The organism is Sphingomonas dokdonensis, assembly GCF_002197685.1.
GTDB classification, from domain to species: Bacteria; Pseudomonadota; Alphaproteobacteria; order Sphingomonadales; family Sphingomonadaceae; genus Sphingomonas; species Sphingomonas dokdonensis.
Genome location: NZ_NBBI01000004.1, coordinates 274,447 through 297,698 on the forward strand (window position 1 = coordinate 274,447; position 23,252 = coordinate 297,698).

At 67.6% G+C, this 23,252-nt stretch carries 22 protein-coding genes and 2 tRNA genes; 2 read left to right on the forward strand and 22 right to left on the reverse strand.

Annotation, left to right across the window (positions count from 1 at the left end; translation table 11 throughout):
- Positions 1–14: 14 nt before the first annotated feature.
- Complete coding sequence (locus SPDO_RS12105; RefSeq protein ID WP_088367746.1) at positions 15–1,121, reverse strand: anhydro-N-acetylmuramic acid kinase; 1,107 nt, start codon at positions 1,119–1,121, stop codon at positions 15–17.
- 118 nt (positions 1,122–1,239) lie between these two features.
- Between SPDO_RS12105 and rimO the strand changes: the two genes are divergently transcribed.
- The gene (gene rimO, locus SPDO_RS12110) at positions 1,240–2,574 is read left to right on the forward strand and encodes a 30S ribosomal protein S12 methylthiotransferase RimO (protein ID WP_088367747.1); all 1,335 of its coding nucleotides are present in this window, start codon (positions 1,240–1,242) and stop codon (positions 2,572–2,574) included.
- 167 nt (positions 2,575–2,741) lie between these two features.
- Here the strand turns inward: rimO and SPDO_RS12115 are convergent.
- The 3 genes from SPDO_RS12115 to SPDO_RS12125 form a co-directional block, all read right to left on the reverse strand.
- Positions 2,742–2,818 (reverse strand) — tRNA-Met (locus SPDO_RS12115).
- Between the two features lie 63 nt (positions 2,819–2,881).
- Positions 2,882–3,397, reverse strand: a complete 516-nt coding sequence (locus tag SPDO_RS12120; RefSeq protein ID WP_088367864.1) for a 2'-5' RNA ligase family protein — start codon at positions 3,395–3,397, stop codon at positions 2,882–2,884.
- A gap of 26 nt (positions 3,398–3,423) precedes the next feature.
- Complete coding sequence (locus SPDO_RS12125) at positions 3,424–5,328, reverse strand: potassium transporter Kup (RefSeq protein ID WP_088367748.1); 1,905 nt, start codon at positions 5,326–5,328, stop codon at positions 3,424–3,426.
- 145 nt (positions 5,329–5,473) lie between these two features.
- On the opposite strand from SPDO_RS12125, the gene SPDO_RS12130 reads away from it, so the two are divergent.
- Positions 5,474–5,689, forward strand: a complete 216-nt coding sequence (locus SPDO_RS12130; RefSeq protein WP_088367749.1) for a DUF3072 domain-containing protein — start codon at positions 5,474–5,476, stop codon at positions 5,687–5,689.
- A gap of 31 nt (positions 5,690–5,720) precedes the next feature.
- Here SPDO_RS12130 and SPDO_RS12135 read toward each other — a convergent pair whose 3' ends face one another.
- The 18 genes from SPDO_RS12135 to SPDO_RS12220 all read right to left on the reverse strand — a co-directional run bounded on the left by SPDO_RS12135 (position 5,721) and on the right by SPDO_RS12220 (position 23,239).
- Positions 5,721–6,359 carry a tetratricopeptide repeat protein gene (locus SPDO_RS12135; RefSeq protein ID WP_088367750.1) on the reverse strand — a complete coding sequence of 213 codons (639 nt, stop codon included), beginning with the start codon at positions 6,357–6,359 and terminating at the stop codon, positions 5,721–5,723.
- Complete coding sequence (gene ccmE / locus SPDO_RS12140) at positions 6,356–6,790, reverse strand: cytochrome c maturation protein CcmE (protein ID WP_088367751.1); 435 nt, start codon at positions 6,788–6,790, stop codon at positions 6,356–6,358. The genes SPDO_RS12135 and ccmE overlap by 4 nt, the downstream gene beginning before the upstream one ends.
- A 106-nt stretch (positions 6,791–6,896) precedes the next feature.
- Complete coding sequence (gene ccmC, locus SPDO_RS12145) at positions 6,897–7,622, reverse strand: heme ABC transporter permease CcmC (RefSeq protein ID WP_088367752.1); 726 nt, start codon at positions 7,620–7,622, stop codon at positions 6,897–6,899.
- Positions 7,623–7,744: 122 nt separating this feature from the next.
- Entirely contained in the window at positions 7,745–8,794 is a 1,050-nt protein-coding gene (locus SPDO_RS12150) for a Glu/Leu/Phe/Val family dehydrogenase (protein ID WP_088367753.1), read from the reverse strand.
- Between the two features lie 19 nt (positions 8,795–8,813).
- Positions 8,814–8,890 (reverse strand) — tRNA-His (locus tag SPDO_RS12155).
- Between the two features lie 130 nt (positions 8,891–9,020).
- The gene (gene gspN, locus SPDO_RS12160) at positions 9,021–9,752 is read right to left on the reverse strand and encodes a type II secretion system protein N (RefSeq protein WP_088367754.1); all 732 of its coding nucleotides are present in this window, start codon (positions 9,750–9,752) and stop codon (positions 9,021–9,023) included.
- The gene (gene gspM, locus SPDO_RS12165; protein ID WP_088367755.1) at positions 9,749–10,222 is read right to left on the reverse strand and encodes a type II secretion system protein GspM; all 474 of its coding nucleotides are present in this window, start codon (positions 10,220–10,222) and stop codon (positions 9,749–9,751) included. The genes gspN and gspM overlap by 4 nt, the downstream gene beginning before the upstream one ends.
- Positions 10,219–11,301: a type II secretion system protein GspL gene (gene gspL / locus SPDO_RS12170; protein ID WP_088367756.1), complete on the reverse strand. Its 1,083-nt coding sequence runs from the start codon at positions 11,299–11,301 to the stop codon at positions 10,219–10,221. Before gspL ends, gspM begins: the two co-directional genes overlap by 4 nt.
- Positions 11,298–12,272 carry a type II secretion system minor pseudopilin GspK gene (gene gspK, locus SPDO_RS12175; RefSeq protein WP_088367757.1) on the reverse strand — a complete coding sequence of 325 codons (975 nt, stop codon included), beginning with the start codon at positions 12,270–12,272 and terminating at the stop codon, positions 11,298–11,300. Before gspK ends, gspL begins: the two co-directional genes overlap by 4 nt.
- Positions 12,262–12,906 carry a type II secretion system minor pseudopilin GspJ gene (gene gspJ / locus SPDO_RS12180; RefSeq protein ID WP_245829440.1) on the reverse strand — a complete coding sequence of 215 codons (645 nt, stop codon included), beginning with the start codon at positions 12,904–12,906 and terminating at the stop codon, positions 12,262–12,264. Before gspJ ends, gspK begins: the two co-directional genes overlap by 11 nt.
- Positions 12,907–12,926: 20 nt before the next feature.
- A complete protein-coding gene (gene gspI / locus SPDO_RS12185) occupies positions 12,927–13,352 on the reverse strand; it encodes a type II secretion system minor pseudopilin GspI (RefSeq protein WP_088367758.1) in 426 nt (141 codons plus the stop codon).
- Positions 13,345–13,815 carry a GspH/FimT family pseudopilin gene (locus SPDO_RS12190; RefSeq protein WP_342746673.1) on the reverse strand — a complete coding sequence of 157 codons (471 nt, stop codon included), beginning with the start codon at positions 13,813–13,815 and terminating at the stop codon, positions 13,345–13,347. The genes gspI and SPDO_RS12190 overlap by 8 nt, the downstream gene beginning before the upstream one ends.
- Before the next feature lie 27 nt (positions 13,816–13,842).
- Entirely contained in the window at positions 13,843–14,283 is a 441-nt protein-coding gene (gene gspG / locus SPDO_RS12195) for a type II secretion system major pseudopilin GspG (protein WP_245829442.1), read from the reverse strand.
- 8 nt (positions 14,284–14,291) lie between these two features.
- Positions 14,292–15,515, reverse strand: a complete 1,224-nt coding sequence (gene gspF / locus SPDO_RS12200) for a type II secretion system inner membrane protein GspF (protein WP_088367760.1) — start codon at positions 15,513–15,515, stop codon at positions 14,292–14,294.
- Positions 15,516–15,592: 77 nt separating this feature from the next.
- The gene (locus SPDO_RS12205; protein WP_169716262.1) at positions 15,593–17,083 is read right to left on the reverse strand and encodes a GspE/PulE family protein; all 1,491 of its coding nucleotides are present in this window, start codon (positions 17,081–17,083) and stop codon (positions 15,593–15,595) included.
- Positions 17,084–17,154: 71 nt separating this feature from the next.
- Complete coding sequence (gspD, locus tag SPDO_RS12210; RefSeq protein ID WP_088367761.1) at positions 17,155–19,350, reverse strand: type II secretion system secretin GspD; 2,196 nt, start codon at positions 19,348–19,350, stop codon at positions 17,155–17,157.
- Positions 19,347–20,177 (reverse strand): type II secretion system protein N, encoded by an 831-nt coding sequence (locus SPDO_RS12215; RefSeq protein ID WP_088367762.1) that lies wholly within the window; start codon positions 20,175–20,177, stop codon positions 19,347–19,349. The genes gspD and SPDO_RS12215 overlap by 4 nt, the downstream gene beginning before the upstream one ends.
- A 230-nt stretch (positions 20,178–20,407) precedes the next feature.
- On the reverse strand, positions 20,408–23,239 hold the full coding sequence (locus tag SPDO_RS12220) for a TonB-dependent receptor domain-containing protein (RefSeq protein WP_088367868.1): 2,832 nt from the start codon (positions 23,237–23,239) through the stop codon (positions 20,408–20,410).
- Positions 23,240–23,252: the final 13 nt, after the last annotated feature.

The window sequence follows — 23,252 nt, forward strand, 5'->3', positions numbered from 1 at the left end:
GCCGCGATGCGGGTTCATGCCTCGGCGGCGCGGGGCTGCGGCTGGTGCAGCACCCCGCCCGTTGTCGACGCCGGCACGCCGGTGGTGCCCGGGAACGAGATCGGCAGGCCCTTCAGCGTTCGCACCGCCATATAGGCAAAGCCTTCCGCCTCGGTCGCATCACCATTCCAGCCCAGCGCCTCGGCCGGCTCGGGCGACAGGCCAACCTTTTCCGAAATCATCCGCAGCAGCGTCGGATTGTGCCGACCGCCACCCGCCACCAACAGCCGTCGTGGCCGTTCGGGCAGCAGCAGAAACGCCTCCGCGATCGTCGCCGCGGTAAAGGCGGTCAGCGTCGCGGCGCCGTCCGCTGCGCTCAGTCCGCGCGCCGGCTGGATGGTGAAGTCGTTTCGATCGAGCGACTTGGGCGCAGGTTGTGCGAAGAACGGATGGTCCAGCATCGCGCACAGCACCGCCTCGTCCACCCGTCCCGATGCGGCGAGCGCACCGCCCGCATCGAACCGAGCCCCGGTCTCCCCTTCCACCCAGCTGTCGATCAATCCGTTCGCCGGGCCGGTGTCGAAGGCCACCAGCGCACCATCGCTGCCGATCCAGGTAACGTTGGCCACACCGCCGAGGTTCAGCACCGCGATCGGGCGCGGCAGATCCGCAGTCAGCGCGGCATGATAGACCGGCAGTAGCGGCGCCCCCTGGCCCCCGGCCGCGACGTCCGCGCTCCGCAAGTCGGAAACGGTCGCAATGCCGGTGGCATCGGCCAGCGCCTGCCCGTTGCCGATCTGCCACGTCCAGCCACGATCGGGGCGATGCGCCACCGTCTGGCCGTGAAAACCGATAACGTCGATTTCATGCGGCCGCAGGCCGGCGTCGCGCAGCAGCTTCTGCACCGCCAGGACATGCGTCCGGGTGATCAGATCGGCCGCTGCCATCACCTCCGGATTGGCGCGCGGCCGCTCGAAGGTGAGCGCCAGCGCCGTTGCCTCGGCAAGCTGCGCCCGCGCCGCGTCCGAATATGATTCGCCGCGGAACGCCACCGCACGGGTCGATCGCTCCCCATCGGTTTCGATCAGCGCCGCATCGACGCCGTCGAGCGACGTGCCGGACATCAGCCCGATCGCCAGCATAAGCACACCCCCAACATCACACGCGCCCCCCGGCGCGGCGCCACCGGGTAGCGCAAGTCGATTGATTAAGCGAGCATATGGCAAAACGGCCCGTCGCGCATTATGTGCGCGGCCACTCATGGCAACGCGTCTTCCCTCACCGCCCCGCGTGGGCATGGTGTCGCTCGGCTGTCCCAAGAACCTGGTCGACAGCGAACGCATCCTCACCCAGCTGCGCGCAGACGGCTATCACATGTCCCCCGATTACGCCGGGGCTGACGTGGTGCTGGTCAATACCTGCGGCTTTCTCGATTCCGCCAAGGAGGAAAGCCTGGAGGCGATCGGCGAGGCGATCGCGGAGAACGGCCGCGTGATCGTCACCGGCTGCATGGGCAAGGAGGCCGATGTGATCCGCGCGCGCTTCCCCAACGTCCTCGCGATCACCGGCGCGCACGAATACGAACAGGTGGTGGAGGCGGTGCACGAGGCCGCACCGGCGAACCTGTCGCCGTATATCGACCTGGTCCCCGACGCCGGGCTGAAGCTGACGCCGCGGCATTACAGCTATCTGAAGATTTCCGAAGGCTGCAACCACCGCTGCTCCTTCTGCATCATTCCTTCGCTGCGCGGCGATCTTGCCAGCCGGCGCCCCGACGCGATCCTGCGCGAGGCGGAAAAGCTGGTGGCGGCGGGCACGCGCGAGTTGCTGGTCATCAGCCAGGACACGTCAGCCTATGGCCTCGACCTGCGCCACGCCGCCTACCCTCTGAAGGGTGGAGGTGAGGTACGTGCGCACATGACCGATCTCGCCCGCGAGCTTGGCCGCATCGCGCCCTGGGTGCGCCTGCATTACGTTTATCCCTATCCGCACGTAGATCAGGTGATCCCGTTGATGGCGGAAGGGCTGGTCCTGCCGTACCTCGACATCCCGTTCCAGCATGCCGCACCAAACGTGCTGCGTGCGATGAAGCGCCCGGCGAACGACGCCAAGGTGCTGGCCCGGCTGCGCGGCTGGCGCGAGATCTGCCCGGACATCGCGATCCGCTCGACCTTCGTGGTGGGCTTCCCTGGCGAGACAGAGGCGGACTTCGAGTATCTGCTCGAATGGCTTGACGAGGCGCAGCTCGACCGTGTCGGTGCGTTCCGTTTCGAGCCGGTGGAAGGCGCCAGCGCCAACGCCCTGCCCAATCCGGTGCCCGAAGAGGTTAAGGAAGAGCGCTACGCCCGCATCATGGTGAAGACCGCCGCGATCAGCGCCGCCAAGCTGCAGGCGAAGATCGGGCGCACGTTCGACGTCATCATCGACGCGGTCGGCGATGAGGGCGCTACGGGCCGCTCCTATGCCGATGCGCCGGAGATCGACGGCGAAGTCCATCTGCGCGATGCCGGACACCTCGCGGAGGGCGACATCGTGCGCGTCGCGATTGAGGACGCCGATGAACACGACCTCTTCGGCGTACCCCTCGCCGATTGAGCCGCAAGGGGCGGCGCCGCGCCGCCCCTCGCCCTTTTGCGCTCGTGCCGAGCTTGTCGAAGCTCATGCCGCAACTGACAGCAAACATGGTGCGCGCGCGCCGACAAGCGCAGGGCGAACCGGGCTCCTTGCGCCCGCTTTTCATCTCGATGGAAGACTGTCGCGAGTGGTAGCGGAGGAGGGACTTGAACCCCCGACCCCAGGATTATGATTCCCGTGCTCTAACCAGCTGAGCTACTCCGCCGCACCTTCGTGAAGGGCAAGTACCGCTCGCGAGGCGCGGGCTATAGCAGGGGTTTCGAGGGCGTCAAGCGGCGAACATGTGCCGCGACAATTGTTCCCACGGACCGCCGCGATACCACCATGCCGCCAGCCCCGCGATCCGCAGCGGCCGTGGCTGGTATTCGGCGGACAGCGCCGCCAAAAGCGCCTTGGCTGCGGCTGGCTCCACCTTGTTCTGCACGGTGACGTGCGCACGCCAGCCGGCCTGATCCTGCGGCGTCAGCAGGCCCGCAAAGGCATCAGCGATATCACCGCGGATCGCCGCCAGCCCCGGGCTGTCAATGCGATAGGCGACACCGCGCCCGAGCGAGAAGGGCGCGGCGAGCCTCGCATCTGGCGGGCGCACGCCCTGCGTCTCCGCCTTCAGCCGCTGGCGCACCTCCGCCGCCGCGCTGGGCGGCAGGTGGTGGAACATGGTGAGGTGCGCCGCCAGATGGTTGCGCTCTGGCGGGAAGTGCGCCTGCCGCAGCGCATCGAACCAGGCCTGATCCTCGCGCCCGAACAGCGCGGTGACGATGATCGGCGCCGCTAGGGTACCCAAGGAGGCAAGTTCGGGCGTGGCGGCGCTCAAATCTCGATCTGACTCCCCAGTTCGACCACGCGATTGGTCGGCAGGCGGAAGAATTCCATCGCGCTTTCGGCGTTGCGCAGCATCCAGGCGAACAGCTTCTCGCGCCAGATCGCCATGCCGGGATGGGCCGACGGCAGCAGCGTCTGACGCGACAGGAAGAAGCTCGTCTCCATCATGCGGAACTCGCCGCCGCAACGATCGAGCGACTTGAGCGCCGCCGGAATGTCCGGCGATTCCATAAAGCCGTAGCGCAGGATCACGCGGTGGAACCCGTCACCCAGCGCCTCGTGGTGGAAGCGCTCTTCTTCGGGGAAGAAGGGCATGTCGGTCACCTTCACCGTCAGCAGGATCACCCGCTCATGCAGCACGCGATTGTGCTTCAGATTGTGCAGCAGCGCCGGCGGCACGCCCTCGGGCGTGGAGGTCATGAAAACGGCCGTGCCCGACACGCGCGTCGCACTGTTTGCCGCCGAGCCGATGAAGACCTTGATCGGCATGGCGCCTTCTCGCATCCGCTGCAGCATCAGCTTGCGCCCCGCCGCCCAGGTAGTGAGCAACACGAAGACGATGATCGCCACCAGCAGCGGGAACCAGCCGCCATCGGGCACCTTGGTCAGGTTGGACGAGAAATACATGCCGTCGATGAACAGGAACGCGGCAACGAACGGCACCACGGCGGCGAGCGGCCAGTGCCACACGCGTCGGATCAACACCGCCACCATGCAGGTCGAGATGAACATCGTTCCCGTCACCGCAATGCCATAAGCCGCGGCAAGATTCGACGATTCGCGAAAGCCCAGGATCAGCAGCAGCACCATCGCCATCAGTGCCCAATTGACCGTTGGGATGTAGATCTGCCCGGCGGCCGAGGCGCTGGTGTGATCGATGCGCAGCCGCGGCATCAGGCCAAGCTGCACCGCCTGCTGCACGACCGAATAGGCGCCGGTGATGACCGCCTGGCTCGCGATCACCGTTGCCATGGTGGCAAGACAAACGAGCGGCAAACGCCACGCCTCGGGGGCCATGAGGAAGAACGGGTTCTCGGCCGTGGACGGATCGCCCAGCATCAGCGCGCCCTGCCCCAGGTAATTCAGCATCAGCGCCGGAAAGACGAACCACAGCCACGCATAGGCGATCGGCTTGCGGCCGAAATGCCCCATGTCGGCGTACAGCGCCTCCGCACCCGTCACCGCCAGCACCACGGACCCGAGCGCCAGGAACGCGAGCGTGCCATCCGTCGCCGCGAACCGCACCGCCCAGCGCGGATCCAGCGCCAGCAGCACTTCGGGCTGGGCGAAGATGTGGATCAGCCCAAGCACCGATAGCACAACGAAATACACCGCCATGATCGGACCGAACAGCTTGCCCACACGCGCGGTACCGACCGATTGGAGGTAGAACAGCCCGATCAAGATCGCCGCTGCGATCGGGATCACGAAACTGTCGAACCGCTGCTCGACCGTCGCCAGTCCCTCGACCGCCGACAGGACCGAAATGGCTGGCGTGATCATGCAATCGCCGAAGAACAAGGCGGTCGCGAGCACACCAAGCAAGACGAGGCTCGGCCCCCATTTCTTGCCCGCCCCGCTGCGCCGCTGAATCAGCGCCAGCAACGCCAGGCTGCCCCCTTCGCCATTGTTGTCGGCGCGCAGGATGACCATCACATATTTGAACGTGACGATCAGCACGAGCGACCAGAAGACGAGGCTGACGACACCGAAGATATGCAGGCGATCGACGGTGAGCGGATGATGCCCGACGAACACCTCCTTCATCGCGTAAAGCGGGCTGGTGCCGATATCGCCATAGACGACGCCGATCGCGCCAAACGCGAGCTTGGCGAGCGAATCGCCGCTATGCCCATGCGGTGCCGGCACAGCAGTGGGTGAGGCAGCGCTCATCGCGCGTCCGCCCACGCCAGGTTCAAGGGTAAGAAAGCCACCATCATCCTGTCAAAGCCTTGGCGCGCCTAGCACTTCGCAACTGCATCGCAAGGGGGAACGTTACAGGAACGGGAGAGTTGCACCCTCCTGAAGGAGTTTCAACATGACCGAGCACAATCTGAAGAGCGAGCCTTTTTCGAACGCGGAGAAGGATCCGGACGATTGGACCACCGGTGACGAGCCGATGACCGGCGCTCAGGCGAGCTATCTGAAGACGCTGAGCGAGGAGGCCGGCGAGGAGTTCGACGAGACGCTGAGCAAGGCCGACGCATCCAAGCGGATCGACTCGCTGCAGGAGAAAACCGGGCGCGGCAAATAGCGACTGCTGCCGACGTCAGGCGGGGCAGCCTCTAGCGCCCCGTCTGCTCCAAAGCGGCCATGTAACGATCCAGCACGGTCAACTGCCCGGCAATCTGACGGCGATATTCGGTGTCGGGCCGTGACAATGCCACCGCCCTTGCCATCAGCCGGCGTGCGAGTGGCAGGTCGCCTGCACGAATATAGGCGATCGCGGCATAATATGGCGGGGCGGGATGCTGCGGCGCCAGTTGCATCGCGCGCTGAAACGCCAGCTTCGCCGCCGGCGACACTTGGTCGTTGTCCAGGATGGACAGGTTGGTGCCCAGTTGCGTCCACAGAATGAAGCTTCTGGGTAGCGCCCTGACCCCGCCCATCACCACCTGCGCCGCGGCTCGTCGATCGCCGGACCGCAGCATCGCGTCCGAGGCAACGAGATAGGCGGTGTCGGCGGTGAAGCGCCCCAGCAGACGGTTCCGCAAGTCGATGCTCTCGGGATCGATCGTCACGGGATCGGCAGCGGGCTTGGCGGGCGACGCCGCGAGCGCTGGGCGTCCCTGCCAGGCATAACCAGCAGCCCCCAGAAACAGGGCCGCACCGGCGAAGGACCACAAGAGGCGCGGCAGCCGCAGCAGCACCATGGCGGCAAAGGCGAGCGCGCCGATCAGCGCCAGCGCGACATACCCCGTCATTGCTCCAGGCTCTTGGTCTCGTGCATCTTTCCGGCAAGCTCCGGCGGCATGTACTTTTCGTCATGCTTGGCCAGCAGGTTCGCGGCGACGAAAGACCCGTCGGGCCGGAAACGCCCCTCGGCCACGACGCCCGATCCCTCGCGGAAAAGGTCCGGCACGATGCCGGCGAAGCTGACCGGCGTGGTCGCGCGGCCATCCGTCACGCGGAAATGAACGGTTACGCCATCGGGCGCTCGAACCACCGAGCCGCCGGCCACCATGCCGCCTAGCCGCACCGCCCGGTCCGCGCGGAGTACCTCGGGCGTGACATCGGACGGGGCGTAGAAGAATGCGGCCTGCCCCTGCAGCCCGGAAAGCGCCAGCAGCGCCGCCACCGCAATCGCCAGCAGCGCGGCACCGACCAGCCACATTCGCTGATGCTTCGCCTTCATCGCCCGCCCTTTTCAGCGCGGCGCATGGCGCGCAGGCTCGCTAGCGTCAGAAACCCGCTGGCGCCCAGCGTGATCGCGTAAGCGGCAAGCACGAATGGCCAGGCGTTCACGCGCGCGCCCTCCGCCGCATCCGCGCCTCTGCCTTGGCGACCGCCAGGAACGTCCGCATGCGCATCAGCACGATGGCACCGAACAGAAAGCTGAACCCGCCCAGCATGAGCGGCAACGGCCACAGGATCGAACGGTCGATCGTGGAACTCGTCAGCCCGATGCTCGCCCCCTGATGCAGCGTGTTCCACCACACCACCGAATAGCGGATGATCGGCAGCAGCACCGTACCGGCGATCCCGAACAGCGCGGCGATCCGCCCGTCCCCGCCGCGCTCGCGATCCGCGCGCGCCAACGCGATATAGCCGAGATAGACGAAGAACAGCAGCAGCATGGACGTCAGCCGCCCATCCCATTGCCAATAGGTGCCCCAGGTCGGCCGCCCCCAGATCGCGCCAGTGGCCAGACAAACGGCAGCGAAGACAGCGCCGGGCAGCGCGATTGCCCGCGCTGCAATCTCGGCCAGCGGATGCCGCCAAACGAGAAAGGCGATGCTCGACACGGCGATCCCGCTCCAGCCGCCCATGCCGAGCCACGCCGCCGGCACATGGACGTACATGATGCGAACACTTTCGCCTTGCAGGTAGTCGGGCGGCGTTTGCGTCAGCCCCGCCCAGCATCCGATTGCAATCAACGCCGCGCCGAGCCACCCGAAAACGGCGGTCAGCGGACGCGCGATCTTCAGGAAGCGCGCAGGATTGGCGAGGGCATGGAGCGCGGGCACGATGGGTGTATCCCTTATGGGCAAAATCGCGCGCCGTCACCGCCGGACTCGCGCGTTCCCCGCTCCTCTCTCACACAAAAGGAAGCGTGCCGTGGGTCGTCGCCCCGCGGCACGCGTGATCGTCAGCCGCGGCCGATCAGCCGCTTGGCAATGCGGTCGGCAACGTCCGATGCCGGATCGCCGCTGGCCTTGCTCTCGTCCCACACCTCGATCAGGCGATCGGGGATACGCGCGATCCGCGCCTTTACCTCGGCCTCGTCGCCCTGGCCGAGATATTCCAGGCCCACGTTGATGATGCCGCCGGCGTTGATCACGTAATCCGGCGCAAACAGGATGCCGCGCTCATGCACGCGGCGCCCATCATCGCGCGTCGCGAGCTGGTTGTTCGCGCCGCCCGCAATCACCTTTGCCTTCAGCGTCGCGATCGATTGCTCGCTCAGCACCGCGCCCAGCGCATTCGGGCTGACCAGATCGACATCGGCCGCCAAGATCGCATCGGTAGGGGCGGTCTGCGCGCCCAGCTCGGCAGCAAGCGCCTCGGCCCGCTGCTGGTTCACGTCCGCCAGCGTCAACACCGCGCCATCCGCCGCCAGGAGCCGCGCCAGGCCGCCCCCGACCGAGCCGACGCCCTGGATGGCAACGCGCACGCCCTTCATGTCGGTTGCGCCCAGCCCACGCTGCGCTGCCGCCTTCACGCCAAGGTATACGCCCAGCGCGGTATAGGGACCAGGATCGCCCCCCGCCGCACCGCTCGCAACCGGCAGGCCCGACACGTAGCGGGTTTCTTCCGAGATCACCTTCATGCGCGCTTCGGACATGCCGACGTCTTCGGCCGTCACATAGCGGCCCCCGAGCGATTCGACCGCACGGCCGAACGCGCGCAGTTGCGCCTCGCTGATCGTCGCGCCCGGCGCATCCGCCAGCACCACGCCCTTGCCGCCGCCAAGCTCCAGCCCCGCCATCGCGTTCTTGAAGCTCATGCCGCGCGACAGGCGCAGCGCGTCGGTGATCGCTGCGGTATGATCGGCATAATGCCAGAACCGCACGCCGCCAGCCGCCGGCCCAAGCGCCGTCGAGTGAACCGCGATTACGGCGCGCAGGCCGGACGCGGGATCGGTGAAAAGGTGGACGCCCTCATGGTCGTCGAAGTCGGGGAAACCCCACGCGCTCATGTCATTCCCGGGGAAAAAATGGGGCGATCGACGGGACTTGAACCCGCGACCCTCGGTACCACAAACCGATGCTCTAACCAACTGAGCTACGATCGCCGTGAGAAAGCGCGCCCCTACGGCTAGGGGGTTGAGGCGTCAAGGTTCGACACGCAATTTCCTTAGCCTTAGCGCCAACTATTTTCATGCCGAGCCCGCAAGCAACCGGGCGCCGTGCACCCGCAAAGCGTCAGAACCGCCCTTCGATCGCCAGTTCCATGCCGCGATCGGTCTGGATGAAACCGCTTGCCTGTAGCCGCGCGATCGCCGCTGGTTCGGGTGGCTGGAGGGTAAGCTCGGCGCGATACCGGCCGTCGGGCCACAATCTGATCGTGCTGCCTTCGTTCCCCGCGGCACTCACCAGCGGCAGCAGCAGCGCGCCACCGTCGCATCGTGCCGTGCCGTTCAGCGAGGCCGGCACTGCTAGGCCGCCGATGTCGCCGCTCATCGTCGCGCGGACCCGTCCCTCGGCTTCCTCGCAATTGCTCCCGCGAAAGCGCACCGTCACATCCTCCAGGTCGAGCAACGTCACCGGAACCGGCCGGAATGCGGTGCCAACCGGCAAGGAGGCGGTCAGATCATCAAGGCCGAAGCTGTAGCGGCTGATCTCCACGGCGCCCGCCAGGCGCGGCGTTGCGCCCTCCGCGCTTTCACGACCCCTAAGGTCCACGCGCGCCGTGCCGAGCGGCAGCTTGAGCGGCGACACGCCTGCCGACAGGTCGCCCAGTGCGATCCGCCCGAATGCGGCCTCGCGCAGTTCGCCGGCCCAGATGCTGCCGCTCACCTCCCGCGCCGTCATGCCCTGCCCGGCCAGGCCGAACCAGCCAAGCGCAAGCCGCAGCGGCAGAAACACCAGCAGCGCGGCCACGAAAAACGCCAGAAACAACGTCTGCGGCCCGGTCGCCAGCCTGATCCGCCTCATGATGTTCGCCCCTTCAGCGTCAGCGTGGCGGCAACCGTACCGTCACCGTTTCCGGTGATCGTCGACGCGTCGACCAGCAGGCCGTCCCCTTCCAGACCGGCGATCCAACCAAGCAGCGGCCCCGGCCGCGCCGTTGCGATCGAGATGCGCACCCGGTCGCCATCAGGCTCCAGATTGGCAAGGACGAACCCCGCTTCGTCCGCACGGGCGCGGATCGCGTCGGCGAGCGGCCCCTCCGGCGCGCGCGGGCGTCCGCGCTGGATCGCCTTCACCTGCGCCACCTGCGCCTTGATCTCGCCCAGTCGAAGCTCGGCATTGGCGTGGCGCTGACGCGAGGATTCCAGCCCGTCGCGGACCGGCCGGATCACGCCCGCGAACAGGATGGTGATCGCCAGCAACGCCACCATGATGAGCAGCAGCCGCTGTTCGCGGACGCTGCGGCCGCGATACCATATCAGAATTGCGCTCATGGCAGCGCCACCGTCACGTCGCCGCGCACGCGCTGGCCATCCGATTGAAACGTGCTGGCAGTCACCACGAAACCGGTCTCCCTCAGCCGCGCGAGCAATTGATTTGCCTGCGCCTCGCCGCTCGCGGCGATTGTCGCGCGCAGCTCGCCGGTCGGCTCGAACGCGAGCGCGATCACCTCGCCGCCCTCCACGTCGCGTGTTGCACTCGCCACCGCCGCCACCGTCGCGGTGAAGCCTGCGCCCGGCCCGCGCAGCCGCGACAGGCGCTCCGTCAGCAAACGCGCCGCGTCGCCCTGATCCGCGCCGCGCGGCAGCCCCTCACGCGCCAGCGCATCGGCCTGCATCTCGGCCGCGTCGGCGGCCATGGAATAGCGCGCGATCCGCACCAGATCGATGGCCAGCGTCGTCAGCAGCACCAGTCCGACCAGCACGGCAAGTCGGCGAACCAGCGGCCAGTCGACCGCGCGCCGCTTGCGCCGGGCAAACGGACCCTGACGAAGGTTGAGCAGCGGCTGCGCCACACCCGCGACGATCGCGGCGTCCACCGCCTCGCGCCCGAGTGTCACCGGCTCGCTGCCACCGGTCATCAATTCGGTGAGCCGCGCCTCGTCGGCAAACCCGCTCGACACCCCGCGTACCACCGATTGCCCGCCCAGTTCGGCGCGAACATAGCCCTCGGCCGGCGCCGGCAGCAGCAGCGGCGCAGGCACGATCGCCACCGGATCGATGCCGGCGTTGCCCAGCAGCGTCAGCCAGCCGAGCATGCGGTCGTTCCCGACCACCCCGATCGGCCGCTCGCCGTCCGCTTCGTCACCAACCGCGACATGCAGCCCGTCGAGCGGCCCGGCGCTGGCCTCCGCCACCACGATCCGCGCCGCGGCGGCCGCCTGTGCCTGCGAACGCGCGGGCAGGCTGGACCAGTGCAGCGTCACCGCGTCGGCGGGTGCCACCGCCGTCACCGGGTCGCTGGCGTCGACCAACGCGCCCTCGCCCCGCTCGACGACCCCGTCGTCCGCCACGCGCAGCCAGCGCCATGGCTGATCGTCCAGCGCGGGCAAAAAGATAATGGTTACGTTCATAGGATCTCGCCCCATTGCCGCGAGACGAGCCGCGCCGGAAGCGTTGTTGCGTCGATCAGCGCCTGTTCCTGCAATTCGCTATCACCCACCGTCACATCGATCCGCACGTTGAACCATTGCGTGGCCACGCCCGTCTGTCGCTCGGCGAGCGGGTCGGTGATGCCGGCGGCGGCAAAGATCTTCCAGAAATCCTGGGTGTCGGCAAAGCCCGCGGCGGGTCGCCGCAGCAGCCCCGCGGCAGCCGCCTGCACGCTCAACGTGTCCGGCAGCAACATCGCGACCAGCGGCGCCTGTTCGGGGGTCAGTGTGTTGATGTTGATGGTCGATCGCCGCGCGATCGGCAGCGTGCACAGCCACGGCCGCAGCCGCGCGTAGCCATCGCTCGTCACCCCGGCAACCGCCCGCAATTCGCTGGGGTCGACCATCAGCGTGCCCGATGTGCGATACGGCGTGGCCAGGCCGGCGTAGGCGCTGTCTTCGGCGCCGGTGCCCAATGGCTGGTCGTCGCTGTCGATCCAGTCCGCCGCCGCGGCGGCGATGCCCTCCCCGCTCGGCACGTTGAGCAGTCGCGCCAGTCGGGCGAACTGCGTAATCGCGGTCGGATCGGCCACATACACCCCGTCAAGTTCGGTCACCAGGCTGTTGAGATTGAAGCAATTGCCGCCATCACGCACGCGCAGCACGGCGGCGCCCCCCGGCAAGGGCAGCGTGAACGGACGATCGCTCCAATCTCCCGCCAGCGTCACCCTTCCTGGGTTCTGCCGCAGCAATTGCGTGATCCGATTGCTCGCCAGCGTTTCCGCGGCAAAGGCCAGCCCCCGCGCCTGATCCAGCGCGACCGCATTGGCGGTCAGCCGGGTCGACAGGCGCAAACGCTCCAGCGCGGTCGCCGCCATCACGGCCACGATCGCCACCAGCAGCAGCACCGTCAGCAGCGCCGCACCGCGTTCTTCGTGGCGCCTATTGCCCATCGGGCAACTCAGGCGAGGCTTGCACGGGCTTGGGCGGCGCGCCGTTCCCGACCAAAAAGAGCTGGCGAACAACCATGCCGTCACGCTGCTGGATCACCAGCTCGACCGCCTGCGGCAGCGCCGCGCCGGTGTCGCCGGTCCAGCGCTCGCTCCACGCACCGCTGATACGATAGCGCATCGTCACGCCGGCAACACTGCCCAGCGCCGTTGCCGCCGGCAGCGCCGCCGCGCCGTCGATCATCGGCCAGGCGATCCGCTGCAACGCGCCATCGGCAAATCGATAGCTCACCTTTTGCAGGGTCGAACGCGGCTCGGCATCGATGTTGCTCCAGCCCGCGCGCACAAAGGTCATGCTTGCCGCATCGCCGACGAACGCCGGAAAGCGCGTCCCCCGTTCGTCACGCGCCGGCCGATCAACGGCCTGCGCCAGATCCGCCGCCATCAACGACGATTGCCGCGCGAGCGCCCCGAGATCGTCCAGCCGCGCCGTCGTGACGCCCTGCGCGCGCACGCTAAAGGCCAAAAGGGCCACGCCCGCCGATGCGATGAGGCCGAAGATCATCAGCGCGACCATCACTTCGACCAGGGTGAAACCCGCGGTCGCTGCCCCGCGGCGTCGCAGCCCGGCTCGCACCCTGATCCTCTCGGCACTCGTCACGAGACGGTCACCGCCGGCTGCGGCGGGCGGATCATCGTGAGCCGCCCGAGCGCCCGCCCGCCAGCATCAAGCACCGACACGTCGATCCGCAGCACGTCCGAATCGCCCGCGCGGCGCACCACGCGCACCCACCGCCACGCCCGCCCACCGTTCTGCTCCACCCCGGCAGCCTGTCCCAGCGCCGGCGGGCTCGACGCAGTGATCGCCTCCACCGCCACATTGCGGGCAACCATCTGCGCCAGCGTCGTGTCGCCCAGCAGCGCGGTGGAGCGGATCGTCGCCCCCTCCAGCCGGATCAGCGCCAGTGCGGCCAAGCTGAACACCGCCAGCGCGACCATCACTTCGATCAGCGTGAATCCTCGGGCGTCCGTCGGGCGCAGACATACCTGCTCGCACCGGACGCACGATCGCCGCTCAGCCATCGACCCGCGCACCCTTGTCGTCACCCACCGTCACCGTCACGCGGGTGCGCTCCCGCCGTAGCGGCACGATCAGCACGCGATCCGCCATGCCGGTGGAATCAAAGGTCACGCGCGCGCGGTCGCCCAGCACGGCCTGCGTTCCCTCGCTCCACTGCGCCACCCGCAGCGGCTTGTCGGCCAGCGCGATCCACTGCCCGCCGCGCCGCTCGTCGAAGCCATAGCCGCCCGGCGTTACCCAGACACTGACCGGCCGCCCGCCGATCACCGCCGCATCGCGCGCGGCGCGCACCCGGGTTGCGAAGCGCGCGCCCTCATCCACCAGGCGCCCGCGCGGGTCCGGCATGGCCAGCACCGCCGCCGCGGCGGCCAGACCGATCACCGCAATGACCACCATCAACTCGACCAGCGTAAAGCCGCGCGCGCTGCTGCGATCAGCCGCCGCCGCGCGCGTTCGTGCAGTCAAGGCAGCGCTGTCGGCCACAAATCCGCGTTATTGCCAGGAGCCGATATCGGCGTTGATCCCCTCACCGCCTTCTTGGCCATCCGCGCCATTGGTCCAGATGTCCGCCGCGCCATGCTTGCCGGGCGAGGCATATTGGTACGGACGGTTCCAAGGATCCTCCGGCAACCGCTTGATATAACCGCCCGCCTGATAAGCGGACGGATTGGCCAGCCCGGCCGGCGCGGTGACCAGCGCCTCCAGCCCCTGCGCGGTGGTCGGATAATTGTTCTGCTGCAGGCGATACATTTCCAGCGCCTGCTCGATCGTGGCGATATCCGCCTTCGCTTTTTGCACCCGCGCGGTGTCGCCCGACGGGATCACGTTCAGTGCCACGATGGTCGCCAGCAGACCGATGATGACGATCACTACCATCAGCTCAACGAGCGTGAAGCCGTTCCGCCTTTTCTGCTTTTTCAGTTGTTTGCGCATAATAACTCTCATTGTCCCGCAAGGGTGTTCAGCTGCAGGATGGGGAGCAGGATCGATAGCACGATGGTCGCTACCACGCCGCCCATGATGACGATGATAAACGGCTCCAGCAGCGACATGGCGGTGGCGGTGAAGCGGTCGAACTCGCGCTCCAGGTAATCGGCCGCGCGTTCCAGCATCTCGTCCAGCCGCCCCGCCGCCTCGCCCGACGCCGCGAGATAGGTGAGCAACGGCGGAAACACCGCCGCACGGCGCATCGCGGCCGACAGGCTGCCGCCCCCCCGGATCGCGTCGGTGATCTGGTCGGAGGCGAGCTTCAGCCGCCGATTGTGGATCGTGCCGGCGGTCAGTGCCAGCCCCTCCAGCAGCGGCAGGCGACTGGCCACCATCGTCGCCAACGTCCGCGCCATGCGGGCGGCGTGAAGATCGCGCAGCAATCGCCCCAGCAGTGGAATGCGCAGCAGCCAGGTGTCAAAGGCGAGCCGGATCGGCGGCTGGCGCAGCGCGACGACGAAGCCGAAAGCCGCCAGCCCCAAGGCCAGCAGCATCAGCCACCACCAGCCGACCAAAAGGTCGGAAATGGCGATCACGATGCGCGTCAGCAGCGGCAGCGCCTGCCCCACGGTGTCGAACTGCTCCACCACCTGCGGCACGACGAAGATCATCAGCGCGGCCACCACACCCATCGCGACGCAAGCGAGGATGGACGGATAGGCGAGCGCCGTCAGCAGCTTGCCACGGATTTCTGCCTGTCGCTCGAGCAGCGCGGAAAGCCGCTCGAGGATCGCAGGCAACGTGCCCGAGCTTTCGCCCGCCGCAACCATCGCGCGGTACAGTGGCGGAAAGCTGCGCGGCTCGCGCGCCATGGCATCGGCCAGGCGGCGGCCCTCCACCACGCCGGCATGAACGGTGTTCACCACCGCGCGCACCTTTTCCTGCTCGGTCTGGCGCGTAATGGTGCGCAGCGATTCCTCCAGCGGCGACACGCGGGAAAGCGTCGCCAGTTGGCGCGTGAAAAGCGTCAGCTGCTTGCCCGACATCTTCGGCTGGCCAAGCTGCAGGCCGAACAGCGGCCGTCCGCGTGCCGCCGGTGCGCTGCCCGGCTCGATCCGCACGACATACAATCGCCGGCGATCGAGCAATGCGCGCGCCGCATCCGCATCAGCCGCGGCGACATGCCCGCGCGTTTCCTGCCCCCGCGTGTCGATCGCCAGATAGTCGAAATCAGCCACGGCGCCTTGCTACCATTACGGGCATGCGCGCTGATGCCGACGCTTGCGAGCATCCGACGGTAAGTCGTTGAACGCGCTCACTCATGATCTTCACGCCGCGACACGCGAACGGCTTCGTCCGGGGTCGTCACCCCTTCTTCCACCATGCGACGAGCAGCGGCACTCAGCGTCTCGCTGCGGGCAAAGGCGTGCGCGGCAATCGCCGCCTCGTCGGCACCGTCGTTGATCATGCGGCGCACGCTTTCGTCGATCCGCACCGCTTCGAACACGCCGACGCGTCCCTTGTAACCGGTGTGGTTGCACTCACCGCAACCGGCCGGCTCATACACCGTCGCATCGCGCGCGATGCCCAGCAGCGGTGCCACCGTATTCTCGGCCGGTACCGCACGTCGGCACGTCGGGCACAAGCGCCGCACCAGCCGCTGCGCAATCACGGCGCGCAATGTGGAGGCGAGCAGGAACGGCTCGACCTTCATGTCGCGCATCCGCGTGATCGCGCCGATCGCGTCGTTGGTGTGCACGGTGGACAGAACCAGATGCCCAGTCAGCGACGCTTGAACCGCGATCTCCGCCGTCTCGCGGTCGCGGATTTCGCCCACCATCACCACGTCGGGGTCCTGCCGCAGGATCGCCCGCAGGCCCGCCGCAAAGGTCAGGCCCACCTTGGCATTCACCTGCGTCTGCCCCACGCCCTCCACCGCATATTCGACGGGATCTTCCACCGTCAGAATATTGCGGCTGCCATCGTTCAGCAGGCGCAGCGCGGCGTAGAGCGTTGTCGTCTTGCCGCTGCCCGTCGGGCCGGTGACGAGCACGATGCCGTTCGGCTCGTTGACCGCGCTTTCCAGCATCTTGTGCATCGGCCGCGACATGCCGAGCGCGTTCAGGTCGATCCCGGCATTGTCCTTGTCGAGGATACGCAGCACCACGCGCTCGCCCGCGCGGCTCGGCAAGGTGGAGACGCGCACGTCGAGCAGCTTGCCACCCAGCGTCAGCCCCATGCGCCCGTCCTGCGGCACGCGCCGCTCGGCAATGTCGAGCCGCGCCATCACCTTGATGCGGCTCACCACCACCGGCGCGACGTGCGGCGGCATGCGCAGCGTCTCGCGCAGCACGCCATCGACGCGCATCCGCACGACCAGCCCGGTCTCATATGGCTCGATGTGGATGTCGGACACGCCGTTGCGCGCGGCATCGGCGATCACCCCGTTGATCAGGCGAATCGCCGGCGCATCGTCCGCCGTGTCGAGCAGATCCTCGGCCGTAGGAATGCCGTCGGCCAACAGATCGAGCTCGTCGCCCATGCCCACCGCCGCCAATGCGGTCGCCTGGCCATCCATCGCGTAGTTGTCACCCAGCAGCCGGTCGAACGCCGCCGGCTCCAGCACGGTCACGTCGAACGGCCGCCCAAGCACCCGCCGCACCTCGATCAACGCGCGCGGATCCGCCCCTTCGCGTAGTGCCACTGCATCGCCGGACAGCGTGACGCCGAAGCGCCGCGCAAAGCCATAAGGGAGCGCGGCCGGGGCGACGGTGACCAGCGGCAGCACATCGGGCGCCGGCTCCACCGGCGCCACCGCTGCCGCGACCGGCACCTCCACCACCGGCGTTTCCACCGGAAGATCGCGCCCCGTCCGGATCACTGATCGCGCCGCTTGATAGTGACGGTGGAATTGCGCTGCACGGGCACGGCGATCCGCGGATCCTCGATATTGCCCGGCACCGGCGCCGAAGGAATCGGCGCCGCCGCCCCCATGTAATCGCGCACCAGCTCGTCGATCGAGGGTTCGCGCGTCGGATTATGCTGCCCCTGCTGCAGGCGCAGATAGCCGTACCGCTGCTCGGTCACGCGTCGGTTGTCATCGGATGACCGCAGGATCGTCGGCCGGATGAAGACCATCAGGTTGGTCTTGGTCCGCTGCCGCGCCTTGGAGCGGAACAGATTGCCGATCACCGGAATGTCGCCAAGAAACGGCAACTTTTCCAGCGTGCGCCGCTCGTCGTCGCTCAGCAGCCCGCCGATGATTGCGATCTGCCCGTCATCGACGGTCAGCGTCGTCTCCACCTCGCGCTTGTTGAGGATCAGGTCCGAATTGTCGTCGCTCACCGGCCCGGCGATCGAGCTCACCTGCTGGTGCAGGAACAGCTTGATCGAACCCGACGAATTGACCTGCGGCCGCACCTCGAGCTGGATGCCGACATTCTCGCGCTGCACCGTGCGGAATGCATTGTCGAAATTCTGGCTGAGCGCCTGCCCCGTGGTGATCGGGATCTCCTGCCCCACCAGGATGCGCGCTTCCTGATTGTCGAGCGTGATGAGGCTCGGCGCCTGAAGCAGGTTAGACGTCGTGTCGCTCTTCACGGCATTGATGATCGTGCCGAAAATCGTGTCGCCCGCGATCTTGCCGCCAAAGCCGGCAAAGCCGCCGCCCGCACCCAGGATCGAGTTGATCGCTTGCTGCGCCAGCGCGTCGCTCGCCGTGTTGCCGGTGGTGGTGGTCGTGCGGGTGCCGTCCGGCGCCACCACCGTGGTGCTCGTCCCGCCCACTTCGCGCGCGCCGATCGCGCCGGCGATCGTCAGCAGATTGGGGGCCGAGTTCGAGAAACTGGTCGCGCCGAACGCGCCGCCCGACAGGCTGCCGAGCAGGAACTGAAAGCCGAGCCGGCTCGCCGTCACGTCCGATACCTCAGCGACGATCGCCTCCACCAGCACCTGCTCGCGCCGGGTATCGAGCTGCCGCACCACCTCGGCGAGCTGCCGCTGGATATCGGCCGGTGCGGCGATCACGATCGCGTTCGCGCCCACGAAGCGCGTGACGACCGCCGGCGCGCGTCCGCCCTGCGCCTGCACCGCCGCCTGCCCGCTTGATCCGCCGCCCGGCGCGGTCTGGCTCTGCGCCTGGCCGCCGCCCGTGCTGGCGCTCGGCTGCGCGCCCCCGCCATTGGCGCTGGTCGTCGCGCCGAAGTTCGATTGGCTCAGCTGGTTCTGCGGCACCTGATCGGGCGTCTGCCCGACGAGTTGCTGGAGCACCGGTAGAAGCTGCGCCGCGTCGGCATGTTCCAGGAAAACGACACGGATCTCGGTTCCGCTCTTCGCCTTCTGGTCGAGGTCGAGCGCCACCTGCGCCAGCCGCGCCACCGTTGACGGGTCGCCGCGCAGCGCAACGGAGTTCGCGCCTTCCACCGCCACCACGCTGGCAGTCGCGGTCTGCCCCTGCGCGGGAGTGCCCAGCAGCCCCTGCAATGCCGTGGCGATATCGCGCGCACCGGCATTCTTCAGCGCCACCACGCGGGTCGAATTGTTGTCGGTATCGATCCGCCGCAGCACCTCGCGCACGCGGCGCACATTGTCGGCGAAGTCGGCGATCACGATCGAGCTGCCGGCCCGGTTGGCGCTGACCGATCCTTGCGCCGAAACAAGCGGGCGCACCGTGTCGACCGCCGATTGCGCATCGATGGAGCGCAGCCGCACGATTTCCGTCACGAACTGGTTGCGCGCGGCGCCGGCCGATCCGATCCGCCCCGGATTGGCCGCGGCATTCTCGATCGGCTGCACGCGCAGCGCGCCGGTTGCGGTCGGCACCGTGACGAGCCCATTGGCGCGCAGCGTCGAGAGGAACACCTCGAAATATTCGGACCGGCTCAGCGGGCGGTCGGTCACCACCGTCACCTTGCCCTGCACCCGGCTGTCGATGATGAAGGTGCGCCCGGTCACCTTGGCTGCATCCGCGATGAACGCGCGAATGTCGGCATCGCGCACATTCAGCGTGGTTTGCGCCTGCACCTGCGCACTCAGGACGAGCGCCAGCGCGGGCGCGAGAAGCCAGCGCCTCATTGCCCGGCCACCTGCACGCTCAGCGGCAGGCGCTGGCCGCCCCGCTCCACGGTGATCGCCATGGTGCCGCCATCGCCGAATTGCGTCGCCAGCCGCTCGACATCGCCCGGCCCCTGTACCGCCCGGCCGCCGATCTCGACGACGATGTCGCCGTCCTTCAGGCCCGCCAAGCGGAATGCCTCGCCCGAGCCCGACGGCCGGACGACAAGGCCGCTGATTCGCCCACCTTCAACACGCGGCACGAAGCCGATCTCACGCTGGAACTGCTGCACGGTAATTCCTGAAGTAGGTGGAGGCGCGGCGACCGATTGGGCATCGCCGGGAAGCGGGGTCGGCGTCGCGCCGCCCGCCGATTGGTCGAGAAAGAGATCCTCGCGCGTGCCGCCGCGCTCGATCACCACATGGTCGAAGGCGACTTCCTTCAGCACCACGCCGGGCATGATCTCTTCGCCGACGGCCACGCTCTGCTGCACATTGTCCGGCCCGGCCAGGATCGCCGAGCCGCGCCCCGTCGCCTCGTTGATCCGTGTGCCGTAGAGCGTCAGCTGCAAGGAGGTCACCACCCCGGCGCCCGACGGATTGGCCGCGCCGCTCAACCGGAAAAACGGATCAAAACCACGCAGCACATCGGCCGGCGCGCTCGGCAGCACCACGCCTGCCGGTCGCCACTCGCCCAGCGGCGTCACCGGCGTCACCACCGTCCACATCAGCCGCGCGCACTGTGTGGCGAGCGCGCCGATCAGCACCAGTTCCGCCAGCGAGTAGACGTTCACGACCGGCACCCGCCGGAGGATCGCCTTCGCGCGGGCGTCGAAGTTCAAACGCATGTAGTTGCCAATCCCCGCGCAGCCCCCGCTAGGTCCGCGATGTTACAGCGACATTGCAGGCCTGTGTAATAGGTTGCGAGCCTGCCCGCCATGCCCCTTCTTGCCCTGCCTCGCCACCTCCTGCTTGGTCTCAACGGCTTGCCGCCACAAGCAGACGCCCCGGATCGCATGGTTTCGATCCGGGGCGCAGCAATCGGGGCTGGCGCGGGCACCCGGCCCGCTGCGCCGCGTCAGAAGGTGACGCTCGCGCCCAGCGTGAAGGTCCGGCCCTGCTCGTAGCGGTTGATGAAGACCTGACGGCCATCGTCGAACGTCTGCCGCTCCTGATAGCGCGTGCCCGTCAGGTTGCGCGCCTCGCCCTTCAGCTCGACCCGTGTGCCGAGGAAATCGACCGTCTGGCGCGCCACAAAGTCGACGCGGATGCCGGGCTTCTCGATGATGTCGGGCTGGAAGCCGACACCCGACAGCAGCGCGGGGCCGCGATTGGTCACGCGGTCGCTGGCGTAGTTGAACAGCAGCGTCGCCTGCATGTCGTTGTCGCGATCCTCATAGCCGAGCTGCAGGTTCACCAGATGGTCCGACTGGCCGGTCAGCGGCGCGCCGTCGCGGAACTGGAGGTTCGCCGGCGCAAAGCCGTCGGCGCATCCGCCCAGCGATACGCCAAGGACGCTCGGCACGCACTGCGAGTTCGCCGTGATCTGTGACTGCGTATAGGTGTAGTTGGCGATGATCACCGCACGCTTGCCGGCCATCGCGTCGGCGATGAAGTCGAGCGGAATGTACTTCTGCACCTCCACTTCGCCGCCCCACAGCGAGGCGCGCGGCAGATAGGTGAAGCCGGTCTGCAACCGCGCGTCCGGCGTCGGATAGAAGCCGACCTGCTCGATCGGATTGTCGATCCGCTTGTAGAAACCGGCAGCGGTGATCCGCTGATCGCGGTCAAAGAACCATTCGTAGCGCGCTTCCAGGTTGTAGAGCTTGGAGTCGCGCAGGTTCGGGTTGCCGAAGAACAGGCGATCCGATTCGAAATCGCGGAACGCCTGCGGCGCCAGCTCGCGGAACTGCGGCCGTGCGATCGTCTTTGCCGCCGCGAGGCGCAGCTGCATGTCGGGCGCGAAATTCCACGTCAGCGTCGCCGCCGGCAGGAAGTAATCGTTGTTCAGGCGCGTGGAAACCGCGCCGATCGGCGTCACCTCCTGCTTGGCAGTCTCATACCGCACGCCGATGATCGCGCGGATGCCGTCGATCGCCTCCGCTTCGGCCTGCACGTAGCCGGCATGGATGCGCAGGCTCGCGTCATAAGCGAAGGAGCCGTTCAGGCCCGAGTCGAAGCGCAGTTGGACGGCATTTTCCGCCTGCGTGCCGGTGGTCGCCACCGGGCAGCCGTTCAGCACGTCGGGCGACAGCAGGTAATCCGGGCGGAACAGGTTGCACGGGAACGGGATCTCGCGGCCCGTGGTGGTCTGGTATGTGAACGGCAGGCGGATCGAGGTACGATCGTTCTGCGAGTAATAATAACCCGCCGACAGCGTGAACGGCCGGTCGCCGGGCAGCTTGTACGCCACGTCTGCCTGGCCGGAGTAGAGGTTCTCCTCCAATTCGCTGAACACCACGGTGGCGAAGCGGCCGAAGGCGTTGGTTGCCTGCCACACGCCCGGGCAGCTCAGCGGGGTGCCGCCGATCGGGCTGGTCACCTGAACGTTGAGGTTGGTGTTGCAGTTGTAAACGAACTGGCGCTCGTAGGGCGAATTGCGCTTCGAATTGGCGTACGCGCCGCGCACGTCGACCGACAGATCGTCGATCGGCTTGAACTCGCCGACCAGCTGCGTTTCGATCAGTTGCCGCTCGAACCAGTTGGTGTTCTGCTGGAAGATCGGGTTGCCCGACGAATTGTTGTACACCGTCGCCGCCGACGCGCGGCCCTGCTTCAGCGTGTCGTGGATATACACGTTGGTCCAGCGGATGCGGTTTTCGTCGAATTCGTAGCCGAAGCCTAGCAGGCCGTTCACCACCGCGCGATTGTCGGTGATCACCGTGTCGAAATCGTTGCGCAGCGTGCCGTCGGCGCTGATCGTGTCCTGCTGCGTCGTGTCGCGTGTGCGCCACGTATTCGAGATGCCGCCGGTGGCGATCATGCCGATGCGCCCCGCACCCAATTCGCCCACTAGGCCGACGTTGAGGTCGGCGGACCAGTTCGCCGGAATATCCTGGTTGCGCTGGAGCAGCGTGGTGCGCGCATTGGAAAGCTGCGCCACCTGCGCGGTCGGGATCACGCCCGTTCCGTTCGGGGCGTCGCGCAGGAAGCCCGGCACCTTCCGCTCGCCCGAGTCATAGCCCAGCCAATCGGTCTTGGAGCCGAAATAGGTGTAGCCGAGCTTGCCGGTGGTCTGCGTGTCGATCCCGCCCGATCCGCCGATCGTGACGTAATTCTCGTCCGGGATCGCCTTGGTGGTCAGGTTGATCACGCCGCCGCCGAATTCACCGGGGTAATTGGCGGAATAGGTCTTCTGCACCAGCGCCGAGCCGACGATGCTGGTCGGAAAGATGTCCAGCGGCACGGTGCGGCGCAGCGGCTCGGGGCTCGGCAGCGGCGATCCGTTCAGCAGCGCGGAGGAATAGCGATCGCCGAGGCCACGCACGAAGACATAGCCGTTGCCCACAACCGAAAGGCCGGTCACGCGGGTCAGCGCGCCGGCGATATCGCCTTCGCCGGTCCGCGCGATGTCGGCGGTCGACAATACGCTGATCACCTGCGCCGTGGAGCGCACGGTGTTGGGAATGTTGCGCCCCACCACCACGATGTCGCCGCCGGCATTGGCATCGACGCCGGGCGCCGACACCTCGGCCTCCTGCTCCTCGGCCAGCGGCGCCGACTGCGTCGCGGCACTGGGATCGGCTGCGCTGGGATCGGTCGGCGTCTGCTCGGCAGACGGCGAGATGGTGGCGGTGCTCGGCCCTGCGGTCGGCGCGCCGCCGGACGGCGCGACCTGCGCCAGCGCGGCTGGGGTGACGAACGTGGTCGTCACGAGGAGCAGGGAGGCATAAAGGGCGCGCTGGCGCATGATCAGGTCTTCC

Coding starts and splice junctions, on each gene's coding strand:
- SPDO_RS12105 (WP_088367746.1), bottom strand. CDS start 1,121: ATGCTGGCGATCGGGCTGATGTCCGGCACGTCGCTCGACGGCGTCGAT.
- rimO (WP_088367747.1), top strand. CDS start 1,240: ATGGCAACGCGTCTTCCCTCACCGCCCCGCGTGGGCATGGTGTCGCTC.
- SPDO_RS12125 (WP_088367748.1), bottom strand. CDS start 5,328: ATGAGCGCTGCCTCACCCACTGCTGTGCCGGCACCGCATGGGCATAGC.
- SPDO_RS12130 (WP_088367749.1), top strand. CDS start 5,474: ATGACCGAGCACAATCTGAAGAGCGAGCCTTTTTCGAACGCGGAGAAG.
- SPDO_RS12135 (WP_088367750.1), bottom strand. CDS start 6,359: ATGACGGGGTATGTCGCGCTGGCGCTGATCGGCGCGCTCGCCTTTGCC.
- ccmE (WP_088367751.1), bottom strand. CDS start 6,790: ATGAAGGCGAAGCATCAGCGAATGTGGCTGGTCGGTGCCGCGCTGCTG.
- SPDO_RS12150 (WP_088367753.1), bottom strand. CDS start 8,794: ATGAGCGCGTGGGGTTTCCCCGACTTCGACGACCATGAGGGCGTCCAC.
- gspN (WP_088367754.1), bottom strand. CDS start 9,752: ATGAGGCGGATCAGGCTGGCGACCGGGCCGCAGACGTTGTTTCTGGCG.
- gspM (WP_088367755.1), bottom strand. CDS start 10,222: ATGAGCGCAATTCTGATATGGTATCGCGGCCGCAGCGTCCGCGAACAG.
- gspL (WP_088367756.1), bottom strand. CDS start 11,301: ATGAACGTAACCATTATCTTTTTGCCCGCGCTGGACGATCAGCCATGG.
- gspK (WP_088367757.1), bottom strand. CDS start 12,272: ATGGGCAATAGGCGCCACGAAGAACGCGGTGCGGCGCTGCTGACGGTG.
- gspI (WP_088367758.1), bottom strand. CDS start 13,352: ATGGCTGAGCGGCGATCGTGCGTCCGGTGCGAGCAGGTATGTCTGCGC.
- gspG (WP_245829442.1), bottom strand. CDS start 14,283: ATGCGCAAACAACTGAAAAAGCAGAAAAGGCGGAACGGCTTCACGCTC.
- gspD (WP_088367761.1), bottom strand. CDS start 19,350: ATGAGGCGCTGGCTTCTCGCGCCCGCGCTGGCGCTCGTCCTGAGTGCG.
- SPDO_RS12215 (WP_088367762.1), bottom strand. CDS start 20,177: ATGCGTTTGAACTTCGACGCCCGCGCGAAGGCGATCCTCCGGCGGGTG.
- SPDO_RS12220 (WP_088367868.1), bottom strand. CDS start 23,239: ATGCGCCAGCGCGCCCTTTATGCCTCCCTGCTCCTCGTGACGACCACG.